At 49.5% G+C, this 13,077-nt stretch carries 8 protein-coding genes; 5 read left to right on the top strand and 3 right to left on the bottom strand.

The features are described from left to right. The first annotated feature begins 2 nt into the window (after window positions 1–2). Genes AC50X8_RS17590 through AC50X8_RS17610 form a run of 5 tightly spaced genes read left to right on the top strand, consistent with a single transcriptional unit; the run spans window position 3 to window position 9,761 of the window. Window positions 3–1,334, top strand: a complete 1,332-nt coding sequence (locus AC50X8_RS17590; RefSeq protein WP_494880645.1) for a glycosyltransferase family 4 protein — start codon at window positions 3–5, stop codon at window positions 1,332–1,334. Beyond that, window positions 1,327–6,900 (top strand): non-ribosomal peptide synthetase/MFS transporter, encoded by a 5,574-nt coding sequence (locus tag AC50X8_RS17595; protein ID WP_494880647.1) that lies wholly within the window; start codon window positions 1,327–1,329, stop codon window positions 6,898–6,900. The genes AC50X8_RS17590 and AC50X8_RS17595 overlap by 8 nt, the downstream gene beginning before the upstream one ends. Then, the gene (locus tag AC50X8_RS17600; RefSeq protein ID WP_056041752.1) at window positions 6,890–7,756 is read left to right on the top strand and encodes a hypothetical protein; all 867 of its coding nucleotides are present in this window, start codon (window positions 6,890–6,892) and stop codon (window positions 7,754–7,756) included. The genes AC50X8_RS17595 and AC50X8_RS17600 overlap by 11 nt, the downstream gene beginning before the upstream one ends. Before the next feature lie 52 nt (window positions 7,757–7,808). After that, on the top strand, window positions 7,809–8,993 hold the full coding sequence (locus AC50X8_RS17605; RefSeq protein WP_056041750.1) for a GHMP family kinase ATP-binding protein: 1,185 nt from the start codon (window positions 7,809–7,811) through the stop codon (window positions 8,991–8,993). 27 nt (window positions 8,994–9,020) lie between these two features. Beyond that, window positions 9,021–9,761 carry a nucleotidyltransferase family protein gene (locus tag AC50X8_RS17610; protein WP_494880650.1) on the top strand — a complete coding sequence of 247 codons (741 nt, stop codon included), beginning with the start codon at window positions 9,021–9,023 and terminating at the stop codon, window positions 9,759–9,761. A gap of 339 nt (window positions 9,762–10,100) precedes the next feature. On the opposite strand, the gene AC50X8_RS17615 is transcribed toward AC50X8_RS17610, so the two are convergent. From AC50X8_RS17615 to AC50X8_RS17625, 3 genes are all read right to left on the bottom strand, one after another. Then, on the bottom strand, window positions 10,101–11,204 hold the full coding sequence (locus tag AC50X8_RS17615; RefSeq protein WP_056041745.1) for an NADH:flavin oxidoreductase: 1,104 nt from the start codon (window positions 11,202–11,204) through the stop codon (window positions 10,101–10,103). A gap of 86 nt (window positions 11,205–11,290) precedes the next feature. Further along, window positions 11,291–11,575: an ArsR/SmtB family transcription factor gene (locus tag AC50X8_RS17620; RefSeq protein ID WP_494880652.1), complete on the bottom strand. Its 285-nt coding sequence runs from the start codon at window positions 11,573–11,575 to the stop codon at window positions 11,291–11,293. A 306-nt stretch (window positions 11,576–11,881) separates the two neighbouring features. Next, window positions 11,882–13,000: an NADH-dependent flavin oxidoreductase gene (locus tag AC50X8_RS17625; protein ID WP_056041742.1), complete on the bottom strand. Its 1,119-nt coding sequence runs from the start codon at window positions 12,998–13,000 to the stop codon at window positions 11,882–11,884. Window positions 13,001–13,077: the final 77 nt, after the last annotated feature.

Below are 13,077 nucleotides of genomic sequence, written 5' to 3' on the forward strand. Positions count from 1 at the left end.
ATATGAAGCTTTTACTAGCTCAAAATGCATCCTATTATCCTGCACTGGGTGGAGCCAATAAGTCCAACCGAACGCTTATGGAAGCGTTAAGCCGCTTAGGGCACGATTGCCGCGTCGTTTCTACAGCATTGGTCAATAGCGCCTCAGAACAAGACCAGCGGGGTGTTGGTGAGCTTGAGGTTATATCCTCAAGCCCCGAAGTTTCCGTTTTCAACCTTAAAGGTGTGGCTATTCATGCTGTGAAAGTACGAGCAGCGATGGACAGCGCAAGGTTGAAGAATTATTTGATCAGGCAAATGAATGAATTTGCGCCCGACAGAATTTTAATTTCGACGGAGGACGTCGGGCATTTACTGCTGGAGGCTGCCGTGAACCATGCGGCTTCCAGAGTCGTGTACCTTGCCAGGACAACCCTCTATTTGCCCTTTGGGCCGGATTGTTTTTTGGAGGCGCCTGATAAAACAGAGCTGCTGCGGAAAGCGGCTGCCATTGTTGTCGTTGGCGATTATTTGAAGGACTATATGTGGCAGTGGGCAAAGCTCAAAGCAGAGGTGCTGCCCATTTCTTTGTTTGGCGATGGTCCTTTTCCCGACTTTGGAAATTTCGATAAAGGCTATATTGCCATGGTTAATCCATGTGCCTACAAGGGGATTTCCATTTTTCTAGAGCTGGCGCGCGCGTTTCCTAACCACGCATTTGCAGCCATACCGACATGGGGTACAACCTCCGATGATATGAAAGCGCTAATGGAGCTCAAAAATGTTCGGATTTTTGATCCAGTAGACGATATGAATAAGCTTTTCTGCCAAACTCGCGTTATGCTCGTACCGTCGTTGTGGGCTGAGGCCAAATCAAGAACGATCGTAGAAGCTATGCTGCGAGGCATCCCGGTGTTGGCAAGTGACGTCGGAGGAAATCCAGAAGCCAAGCTGGGAGTGGAGTATGTGCTTCCGGTAAATCCGATTAAGGGCTACAAGCAAGCCGTTGATGAGCGCAGCCTGCCCGTATCGGACATTCCGAAGCAGCATATAAAGCCTTGGCAAGAGGCATTGGAGCGTTTATTGCGTGAGAGGGAGCACTATGAGGATATATCACGACGCTCCAGAGAGGCTGCGCTGGATTACATCGAAAATAGGGGAGGCAGCAGGCAGGTTGAAGCGTATTTGCTGAATTTGCAAGTCGGAGCGGAAAATACGCAGCAGCCAGAGCTTGTCCCTGCCTTTGAAGAGAATGCCGTTGCCAAAATGACCGACAAGCTTACTCCTGCGCAGAAGGCGCTGCTCGCCTTAAGGTTAAATAAAAAAAATCAAAGCCGGGGTAATGACCATGAGTAAAGGATTGGAGAACGAAGCGCTTGCCGATAAATGGAGCGGCCTTTCGGACAAACAGAAGGCATTGCTGGCTCTGAGGATGAAAAAACAAAGTATAGAGCAGCCGGCGCCAAGCTTGAAGATAACCCGGCTGGAGAGGAACGGCGAAGACCGTTTTATCGCCTCCTATGCGCAAAAGCGCTTCTGGTTTCTTGACCAGTGGCATACGAACAAGGCCGCCTATAATACCCATCTCGTTTCCAAGCTGATGGGCAGGGTGGACGTGAATGCGCTCCAGCAAACCTTCGATGCGATTATGAACAGGCATGAGATTTTGCAAATGGTTTACCAAAATCATGAGGATGAGGTTTATTGCTGCCGTCACCCGAAGCCGGTTATGACGATTGCTGAGAAATCCGTGAAGGCCTTCACCAGAACGAAGCTGGAGGGGGAAATCGAGGACTTTGTCCACGATGAGGTCCATAACCCTTTTGACTTGGCCAACGATTTGCCTATACGGGTGACTTTGCTGTCTGTCTCAAAAAAGGAGTATTACCTGATTATCGTCGTTCACCACATCGTGTCGGATATGTGGTCCCTCCGTGTCATGAACAAGGAAATTGAAGTGCTGTACAATGCCTATGCTGCTGGGCAGCAGCCGGAGCTTCCAGAGCTTCCCGTACAGTATATGGATTATGCCGTATGGCAAAGGAATCTATTAGAGGGAAAAGTAACAGAAAGACAGGTCCAATACTGGAAGGAGACACTCGCAGGAGCGCCTCCGTGTCTGCAATTGACGACGGATTTTCCCCGTCCAGATGTTCAAACCTATAATGGGAAAGTTCATAAATTTATTATTCCAGAGGGAATAGCGGACAAAATCCATACGCTTGCAAGTGCGGAAGCGATAACCCCATTTGTTTTTTCATTAACGGCTTTTGCTATCCTGCTTAATCGCTATACGCAGGCTGATGATATCGTTATCGGCTCGCCGATTGCGGGGCGTACCCATAAAGAAGTGGAAGACCTAATGGGCTTGTTCATCAATACCCTTGCGATTAGAATTCAATTGTCTGGCAATCCCCGAATGAGGGAGCTGCTGCAGACCGTCAAAAAAACGGTTATGGGCGCAGTCGCAAACCAGGAGCTTCCGTTTGAAAAGCTGGTGGAGGAATTGCAGATTGAGCGTGATTTAAGCTATTCCCCGGTTTTTCAGGCGATGTTTAATTATCAAAGCATGGAGAAAACCGTTCTTCAGCTGAGTGAGCTGGAAGTCCGTCCTTTTTTGCGCAGCAACAATACGACCAAGTTTGATTTGAATCTTGCCGTCAAATACATTGAAGGCGAAATGACCTGCTTCTTGACCTACAACACCGATCTATTCCTTCCTGAAACGATACAGCGCATGGCCAGCCATTACATGGAGATCGTTTCCTCCATGGCTGACAGCTTAAGCTTAAAGGCTCATGAACTTGAGACGCTTACCCCACTAGAAAAACAAACGCTGCTCTCAGAATGGAGCTTTTCCGAATACAAAAATCATCCTGATGTTCCGTATGTTCACAAGCTCTTTGAGGAGCAGGTGCTGATAAGCCCAGATGCGATAGCGGTTGCTTGCCAGGGCAGATCCTACACCTACGAGGAGCTCAATCAAAGAGCCAACAAGCTTGCCCGCTATTTATCCGCGAAAGGAGTTGGCCCTGAAAAACGTGTAGCCTTGTTTGCGGAGCGTTCACTGGAAACCGTAGTAGGCATTCTGGGCATTTTGAAAGCAGGCGGAGCTTACGTTCCACTCGACCCGCTGTTTCCCGTTGACCGCATCAAGTACATACTGGACGATGCCTCAATTGATATTGTCGTTGCAGAGAAGCATTTAACAGTTTCTTTAGGCGATGCGGCAGCTGCCGAATGGGTTTATCTGGATGCCGATTGGCCTGCAATCGCAGAGCAAAGCGGTGACAATATGGCAGTGCCGCTGCAGCCTGCCAATCTTATTTACATCATCTATACATCGGGCTCTACAGGCAAGCCAAAAGGGGTTGCGGTCGAGCATGGAAATTTTCTGAATTACTATTTTGGCGTGATGCAGCGGCTGGATGTCGAGCCGGGGCTTAAATACGCGATTGCTTCCACCTTTGCGGCTGACCTCGCCACCATTAACGTTTGGGCTGCTTTAAATACGGGCGGGCAGCTTCATATTTTGACCTATGACCAGTCCGTCGACTCGCAGCAATATGCCAAATATTTCAGGGAACACGGAATCGATGTCATCAAAATGGTGCCAAGCCATTTCAAGGCGCTGCGGGAACGGGCGAACCTCCACGATATCATTCCTAATAAACGGCTTATCCTTGCTGGCGAGCCCTCCTATTGGGACATGATTGATGACATCAAGGCAGCGAAGCCTGAGACGCAGATCCAGATCCATTACGGGCCGACTGAAACGACGGTGTCTATGCTGACCTATACCGTAACCGACAAAAGGCCTGTGCAGCATACATCGGTATTGCCGCTGGGCCGTCCGCTGCCGAATGTATCCATCTATGTGCTGGATGAACATTTGCAGCTCGCGCCTATAGGAGTTCCCGGGGAGTTATTCATTGGCGGACCTGGTGTTGCCAGAGCATATTTAGGCAGGCCAGAGTTAACCGCAGAAAAGTTTATTCCGAATCGATTTGACGCGCAGAAGGGCGGACGCCTTTACCGGACCGGAGATATTGTGCGTTATTTGGAAAACGGCCATATTGAGTTTTTGAGCAGAGCTGACGAGCAGGTGAAAATCAGGGGATTCCGAATTGAGCTGGGAGAAATTCAATCCTCGCTGCTCGAATACCCCGGCATCAAGGATGCTTTTGTGACCGTCCGTGAAGAGGCCAGCGGCGAAAAAAAGATCGTTGCCTATTATGTGCAGGACGGCTCACAGCCGGTTAACCTATCCGCACTGCGGAACGCTCTGAAGGAAAAGCTTCCAGGCTACATGATTCCTGCCGTATTTATGGAACTGGATAAAATGCCCTTGAACGCTAATGGCAAGGTGGAACGCAGCGCTCTGCCTGCTCCGAATGCCGTAGAAGCAGCTTCGGAAAGCGACTATGAAGCGCCGCGGGACGAATTGGAAGTGAGGATGGCTGCTGTATGGTCCGAGGTTTTGAACATCGAGAAAATAGGAATTAACGATGATTTCTTTAGTCTGGGAGGGGATTCCTTCAAGGCGGTCCAGGTCGTTCGGGGAATCGATCATGCGCTGAGCATTATCGACCTTTTCAAATATCCGACGATCAGGGAACTGTCTGCCATTGTCTCTCAAGGCAGTACGGACAGCGGGGATGTTCTCCACCGTCTTTCGAGAGAAAAGGACGCCTCCGAGGAGGTGGCCATCGTATGTGTTCCTTTTGCCGGGGGGAGCGCGATTTCCTATCAGCCGCTAGCGGATGCGCTGGCGGATCATTACGCCCTGTATGCGGTTCAAGTTCCTGGGCATGACTTCAGCAAAAAAGATGAAGCTCTTGAGCCCTTAGAAGAAGTTGCAAGGCGCTGTGTGCAGGAAATAAAGGACAAAGTATCCGCCCCATCCATCGTCGTCTACGGGCATTGTCTTGGAGGCGCTCTAGCAATTGAAATAGCTAGACTGCTGGAGCAAGAGAATATGAGCCTTGCTGGTGTCGTGATGGGAGGGAATTTTCCTGTATCGCAGCTGCCGGGTAAGCTGTTCAAGCTGTGGAACAAGCTGCTGCCAAGGGACCGCCGTATTTCAAACCGTGCCTATATGGATATGCTCCGTTCTTTGGGCGGCTTCAGCGAGACGCTCTCAGGGGAGGAACGGGATTTTATTATCCGCAGCCTCAGGCATGACCGTCGTGAAAGCGAGCGGTATTACTCGGATCGGTACGCCGCTGCTGAGCCTGCGAAATTAAAGGCGCCACTGCTTTGCATTATCGGCGAGCGGGACAGGACGACCGAGTTTTACGAGGAGCAGTATAAGGACTGGGAGTTTTTCAGCAGCCATGTGGATATCGACCTGATCCCGAATGCGGGACATTATTTCTTTAAGCATCAGTCCCATGCCGTAGCGGATAGCATTGGAGCCGGCCTGAAAGTGTGGCAGCAGCAGAAGGAGAAACAGGAGAACGAGGGGGACGAGGACAACCAGAACCCAAATACCCGGGAAACGGCATCATCGCCGGAAGTGCTGCCGAATTTGCGAACGCTTTTCATTTTTGTATTTGGTCAGTTTATTTCGATGATGGGCTCCAGCTTGACGGGATTTGCAATGGGCTTATGGGTTTACAGCCATTCAGGCGCGATTATGGATTTTGCCGCAACGCTGGTGTTCCATCGCCTGCCGGGTATATTAATGCTTCCTTTCGCCGGCACTTTAGCGGACAAGCAGGATCGCAGGCTGATTCTCATTTGGAGCAATGTTTGCTCCGCGCTGGTCACGATTATGATTGCCTTGTTCTTTTACAGCAACTCGCTGCAGACCTGGCATATTTATGTCGCGGTGGCGGCTATATCGATCGCCAATGCCTTTCAGCGTCCGGCCTACTTGGCGGCAGTTGCCCAAATTGCGCCAAAGCGCTATCTCGGCCAAGCCAATGGAATTGTGCAGCTGGCTACCTCTTCAAGTGAAGTGCTGGCGCCGCTGCTCGGGGGCGTTCTCGTATTGACGTTTGAGCTGCCGGGCATTCTTTTCATCGACTTCCTATCCTTTCTGTTTGCTATATCGACATTGCTCTTTATTCGATTTCCGAATTCCTTATTCCGCAAAATTGAAGAGCCCTTTTGGGCCCAAATGGCCGGAGGCTGGAATTTTATAAGGAAGCGCAAAAGCTTCATGGCGTTGATTTTGTTTTTTATGGTTTCCAATTTGATGCTGGGCATGGCCAACGTCCTCATAACTCCGCTCGTTTTAACCTTTGGATCAACTGTTGTACTCGGAATGGTGACCTCGGCTATCGGCATAGGGGGACTGGCAGGCGGAATCGCAATGGGTTTATGGGGCGGTACCCGCAGAAGGGCGGAGGGCATGATTGGTTTTAGCTTGCTAATCGGCCTTTCCTATATCGTGATGGGGCTAACGCCGATCGTTGGGCTGGTTATGGCAGGCGTATTCGCTTACGGTGTTTCGCTGTCGATGACAAATGCCCACTGGCAGACGCTGATCCAATCCAAGGTGCGGGCCGAGCTGCTGGCGAGGGTTTTTTCGATCAATCAGCTATTCGCTTTGCCTACCATTCCGCTGGGCTACTATATTGGCGGCCTGCTGTCGGACAACATTTTCAAGCCGCTGTTTGTCGATCATCCGGAGCTTGTGAAAAGCCTGGGCTGGCTCGTAGGCACGGGACCGACACGGGGAATCGGCCTGCTGTTTATTTTAATCGGCTTGTTTATGGCGGCATGGAGCTTCCTCGGACTAAGGTATAATCCGCTCCGGTATATGGACGATATTTTACCCGATGCCATTCCGGGGCCGCTGTTTATAAGGGATAAGGATCGCATACAGCAGGAGGAAGATCGGGAACTGGAGCGGATAAATAAACAGCTGGCGAGTAAGAAAGTTTTTAGCAGGGGGAAGAGCTATGATATTTAATGTAATGACCGTATTGAACAGTGATTATTTTGACTTTGGAAAGCTGTTTGTTAATTCCTTTTATGACAATGTCGATTTAAGCCGGATTCATAAGCTGTACGTTTACGATACGGGACTATCCGAGGACGATAAAAAATATTTGTCTGTTTTTCCGCAGATGGAAATTGTATCAACCGAGCTGAACACGAAGCATGTGCTGCTTCACGATGAGGACTGGCGCAAAAATGTATACTCCAAAACCGCTTTTCTGCTGCAGGTCATTGAAAAGGATTCGCTGCCAACCGTCATGATCGATTCTGATTGCCTGTTCCTTGCCGATTTCACCTACTTAATACCGGAAGACGTTGATTTCGTCGCCTGCCGCCGCGAAGAGCAGGAAGCCTTTTGTGAATATATCGCCTCCTTCTTTGTGATCAATTCCATCGCCAAGGCTCCTGCGTTCATACGAGAATGGCGGGAGGAAATGTATTACGGGACGGAAAACCATAAGGAAAGCCCAGCATTGTCGCGCTTGATCAATAAGGGCGGCTATCAGGTCTATGCAATCAAGGAAGATTTGGTATCCTACACCGGTACTGAATTGACGGCGGATGTAACCATTGCCCATATGAAGTCGACAAGAGGGCTGCGGACGGTCGAGCAGAGAGTTAGCCAGCCCCATTTGAAAGCGTATAAGGAAAAGTATTTGACGAAAATTCCTATAGCTGCTGTTGGGGAAGCGTTCGAAGCGATGTTTCGGGAGACGGCTGCGGAGGCGGCGCCCGAGCAAGGTGCCGGGAAGGAGCGCGCCTCTGCTTTGGACAATATTTCGCCAGAGAAAAGAGCGCTGCTGCTAAAACGGTTGAAGAAGGGCTGATTGCCTATATTTACGATATACGTTGCCTTCACAAAAAGAGGGAGTGTAGGAAATGGACCATTTGGAACAACGGTTAAAGCTCAAATATCCTCATCTTAAAAATCAGGTAAAAACGATTAAATCGCCGCTTCGCTTTTGTCCCTTCGGGGCTCATGTCGATCATCAAGCCGGGCTGGTAGCCGGGATGACGCTGGATATTTCGGTGGATATGGTTTATGTTCAGAATGAAGAGGAATATATAAGAGTGCAAAGCTTGGATTTCCCCGACGAGGAATATTTTCATCTGGATCAGGTTCCGGCGATGGTGCCGGGATTTTGGGGCAATTATTTAAGGGGGGCCGTCCTGGCTTTAAGAAAGCAAAATATTTTAAAGTACGGCATTTGCGCATTAGTTAGAGGCAAGCATCCGATTGGCGGCTTGAGCTCTTCAGCAGCGGTAACTACCGCCTATTTGCTGGCCCTTTGCGACGTGAACGGGATCAAAATTCCTTCGCTTGAGCTCATTAACTACAGCCACTGGGTGGAGAATCATTTTATTGGGCTGAACAATGGCATACTGGACCAGTCGATCAATATTTTAAGCCGTGAAGGCTATTTGACCGTGATGGATACGAAAACCAAAAGCTATGAGTTAATCGAAAGGCCGCAAGCGATGCCGGAATTTGAAGTTGTTATTGTTTATTCCGGTGTGAGCAAGGCCTTAATCGGGACCGACTATAACAACCGTGTAGATGAATGCAAAGTGGCCGCATGGCTTCTGCACGAGATGGCCGGCTTGCCGATGAAAAACCTGAAAGGGACCCAGCTCCGAGATATTGAGCATGAGGTTTACCGGGAGCATAAGTCAGGCTTGCAAGGCAGATTTCAAAAGAGGGCAGAGCATTTTTTCACCGAGAATGAACGTGTGAGGCAAGGCGCCGAGGCGTGGAAACAGGGGGACCTGCAAAAATTCGGCAGCCTGATGCTTGAATCGGGAGAAAGCTCCATTCATAATTATGATTGCGGCTGTCCCGAGCTGATCAGCATTTTCCGTATCCTCAAGCATACAGAAGGCGTATATGGAGCCAGATTCAGCGGAGCGGGCTATAGAGGCTGCTGTATTGGGCTCGTAGATCCCGCTTATAAGGAGCAGATCAAAGCCGCCATTGATGCACAATATCCAAAGCAGCATCCAGCGTATAAGGATTTGTATCAGGTTAGCTTCAGCAAAACCGATGATGGCGCGCGAATTATATAACTGGGGTTAGAAGCGAGGGAAATACGAATGAAGGCCATTATTTTAGCAGCGGGTTACGCAACTCGCCTTTATCCTTTGACCAAGGACTTTCCAAAGCCTCTTCTGGAGGTTGGAGGGAAAGCAATCATGGATCATATTATGGAGAAGATTGAAAGGGTTAGCTTAATTGACGAGATTTTTATTGTGACTAACCATCGTTTTTATGGGCATTTTGTTAATTGGGCGAGCCAATCAGACTATTTTAAGCCGATTAAAGTCATTGATGATCTGACGACAAGCAATGAGGACCGTTTAGGGGCTATTGCCGACTTGCAGTTTGTTCTGGAACAGGAAAAGGTGGACGATGATGTTCTAGTCATGGCTGGCGACAATTTGTTCGACTTTGAACTAACGGAAATGGTTCATTTCTATCAAAGCTCGGGGACAGATACGATTGCAGCCCATGAGATGGATGACATCGATTTTCTGAGGCACACAGGTGTCATACAAATCGATGGCAATGGAACAGTCATTGCTTTTGAGGAAAAGCCTGAACAGCCCAAATCCAATTTGGCATGTCCGCCGTTTTATATTTACGGGCAGTCAACACTGCCTTTAATCAAGCAGTATTTGGTAGAGGGCAACAACGCTGATGCACCGGGCAATTTTGTGCCTTGGCTGATTCGGCATAAAGAGGTTCATGCCTACAAGTTTGAAGGGCAGCGCTTTGATATCGGGACATTGGAGAGCTATCAAGAGGCTAGAGCGTTATTCGCGAGGCAGAATTAGTAGATAAAATAGCTAGGGTGTGTATGCAAGCCTAAGTCGCCCTGCTACTCCTTATTTGGAGGACTGAGGTTCCGCTATTCTGGCTGTTGAGCCGATTCCAGGCTATGAGCGGACAGGAAATCCGTTATAACCCTCATTATCCCGTCAAAACAGCTATTGGTGGCACATTAGCGGCTCCTGAGTCCGCGTCCTGCGCCTTAACCCGTGATTCCGTTGGAATAGCGGCTCCTGAGTCCGCCAAGTCTATCTTTGTGGAGGTAGAAACATTAAAATCCCCAGCTCCTCCAATCCGTGAAAAAGGAGGAGCTGGGGATTTATTAGGTTGCGAGCAATAGGTTCTTAATGCAGCGTCTGCAAAGCAGCTGGCGTAAACGGAATTAATTCATCTTGCCGTCCGTCGCGGACTTTATCTGACCAGGCAGGATCGACGAGCAGGGCACGGCCGACAGCTACGAGATCAAATTCGCCTGCATCCAGGCGTGAGGCCAAATCATCCACATTGGCGTTTTCTGCGCCTTTGCCTTCGGTGAAGAGGCTCATGAAGTCGCCGTCCAAACCTACGGAGCCAACAGTAATCGTTGGTTTGCCGGTAAGCTTTTTCGTCCAGCCTGCAAAGTTTAGGTCCGAGCCTGCAAATTCCGGCTCCCAGAAGCGGCGGGTTGAGCAGTGGAAAATATCTACGCCAGCTTCAACAAGCGGAGCAAGAAATTGTCCCAATTCCTCAGGAGTGCTCGCAAGCTTCGCTGTATACTCGGACGATTTCCACTGTGACAGACGGATAATAATCGGGAAATCAGGCCCTACAGCTTGGCGGCAAGCTTCAATGATCTCAACCGCAAAACGTGTTCTGGACAGCATATCGCCACCATAACGATCCGTCCGTTTATTCGTTTTCTCCCAGAAAAATTGGTCGATCAAATAGCCATGTGCGCCATGCAGCTCAATGCCGTCAAAGCCAATCCGTTTTGCATCAGCAGCTGCTTGCGCGTAAGCTGCAACAAGGCCTTTAATTTCGGCTTCGGTCAAAGGCTCATTAACAACCTCGCCCTCGGCGGTAACACCTGAAGGACCAATCGGCAGTGCTTCCGGGTTCGGATGGGAGCCGACCTTGCGCGTTGTGCCAACATGCCAAATTTGCGGAACGATTTTGCCGCCAGCTTGGTGAACGGCTTCAACGACTTTTGCCCAGCCATTTAATGCAGCTTCGCCATGAAAGTTAGGGATGTTTGGATTATCAGTGGCAGCCGGATGGTTAATCAGCGTACCCTCTGTCACAATTAAGCCAACGCCGTTTTCGGCGCGGCGTCTATAGTAGGCAACTACATCTTCGCCCGGAACGCCATTTGGAGAAAAACCGCGGGTCATTGGTGCCATTACAATACGGTTAGGCAGTGTAAGTGGACCTGCTGAGAAAGGCTTGAACAACGATTGAATTGAGCTCATGAATAAAATACCTCCTAATTGAATAAAAAATCTATAATTCTATAAAAATAGATATAAAAGCATGAAATGAGCAGGAGTAAGCAAGGTTATAGCTCATCCTGAATCATTTCTTTGAAAAACTGAATGTTAGCTTCATTACGCCTGTAATAGGTGTGCTGCCCGATCCGTTTCGACTCCAGTAAGCCTGCTTTATGCATTTTCACTAAATAGCTGGATATAACGGATTGCGCAAGTCCTGTTTTTTCTGCAAAAGAACCGACACATACGCCTCCAGCAAACTGACACGCATCGGTTAGATGGCATTGAGGCCCAAAATGCTCCTCAGGCGTTTTCAGCCATTTTAAAATATGGTACCGTTTCTCGTTAGACACAGCTTTAAGTATTGACAAAGTATCCATGAGGCTTAGTATATCTATTTTTATAGAAATGTCAAATTGTTGTTTTATAAAATATAGGAACGGGTATCGTAACGCGATCCGTTCACTATATTTCTCGGACTGAAACGCGCCGCGCCGCCAAAGGACGGCGACAGCCGTTTCACCTTGAAATATAGGAAAGGATGTCCTAACGCGATCCGTTCTCTATATTTCTCGGACTGAAACGCGCCGCGCCGCCGAAGGACGGCGACAGCCGTTTCACCTTGTGCCTATTTGTGAGCGAATGGTTGGATTTTGCGCTTATTCCGTTATCGGGAACCAGCCTGGCGCATGCGTAATCGCTCCCCATAAGCCATTCGGGATGACGAGGCGCTCCTGATCTTGCTTGGATAGCGTAGTCACAATATCCTGCTCGTTGCCTTGCTTGATTTTCTCCGTCCAATCCGGGTCCATAATGAGCTCGCGGCCAAGGGCGATAAACGGCACGCCGGAGTTTTTCGCCTCAAGCGCTTCTTCTGCGGTTGTGATGCTGCCGACACCGATGAACGGAATGTGCTCGCTGTATTTTTCGACGAACCATGCCATGCGGCTTTGCGAATCCTGCTCGCCTCTGCGCGGCTTCGACCAGAAATCTTGAAGCGACACATGCAAATAATCCAGCTTCATCTCGATTAGAGCGTTAACCAGATGGTACGAATGCTCCATCGTTAATCCTTCTTCTTCCGGCTCCTCCGGCGAGAAGCGATAGCCTACAAGAAACGGCTGCGGCGCCATAGCGGCTGCCTTCTTAACAGCTTCAACGACGTAGAGCGGGAACGCCATACGTTTATGAACAGAGCCGCCCCAGTCGTCGGTACGCACATTGGAAGCCGGGGAGTAAAATTGCTGCAGCAGGTAGCCGTTGGCACCGTGAATTTCAACGCCGTCAAAACCAGCCTCAATCGCGCGGCGTGTCGCTTCGCCAAAGTCGGCGATAATCGACTTGATTTCCTCCTCGTTCAGCTCGCGTGGCACAATTCCGCCCTCCTGCTGGGCAATGCTGCTGGCACTCACCAAATCATCATTTGGCACTAGGCCAGGGAAGCATGATCTTCCGCCATGGAAAATTTGCAAAATCGCTTTCGCACCTTGGCTTTTAATAGCATCGGCCAGACGCTTGAGGCTTGGAATCATTGCGTCCGTATCCGCGCCAAATTCGCCGGGGAAGCCTTTGCCGTTGCGGCTCACGTAGACGCACGCTGTAACGACGATGCCGGGCCCAGCACTGCGGCGGCTGTAGTAGGCAAGCTCTTCATCAGGCACTGTGCCGTCCGGATTGGACGAGCAGGTTGTCATGGGCGCCATGACAATTCGATTATGTACAGACATGCCGCTCGCGAAAGTGAATGGTTCAAATAAAGGCTGAAATTGTGGTTTCATCAGTAGTTCCCTCCAGTTACGAAATGCTATGTGCTTTATTTTATATCAGATAATTACGAAAGGAAAGTGGAGTGGAA

The sequence above is a fragment of the Paenibacillus sp. JT22N15 genome (genome assembly GCF_059383755.1).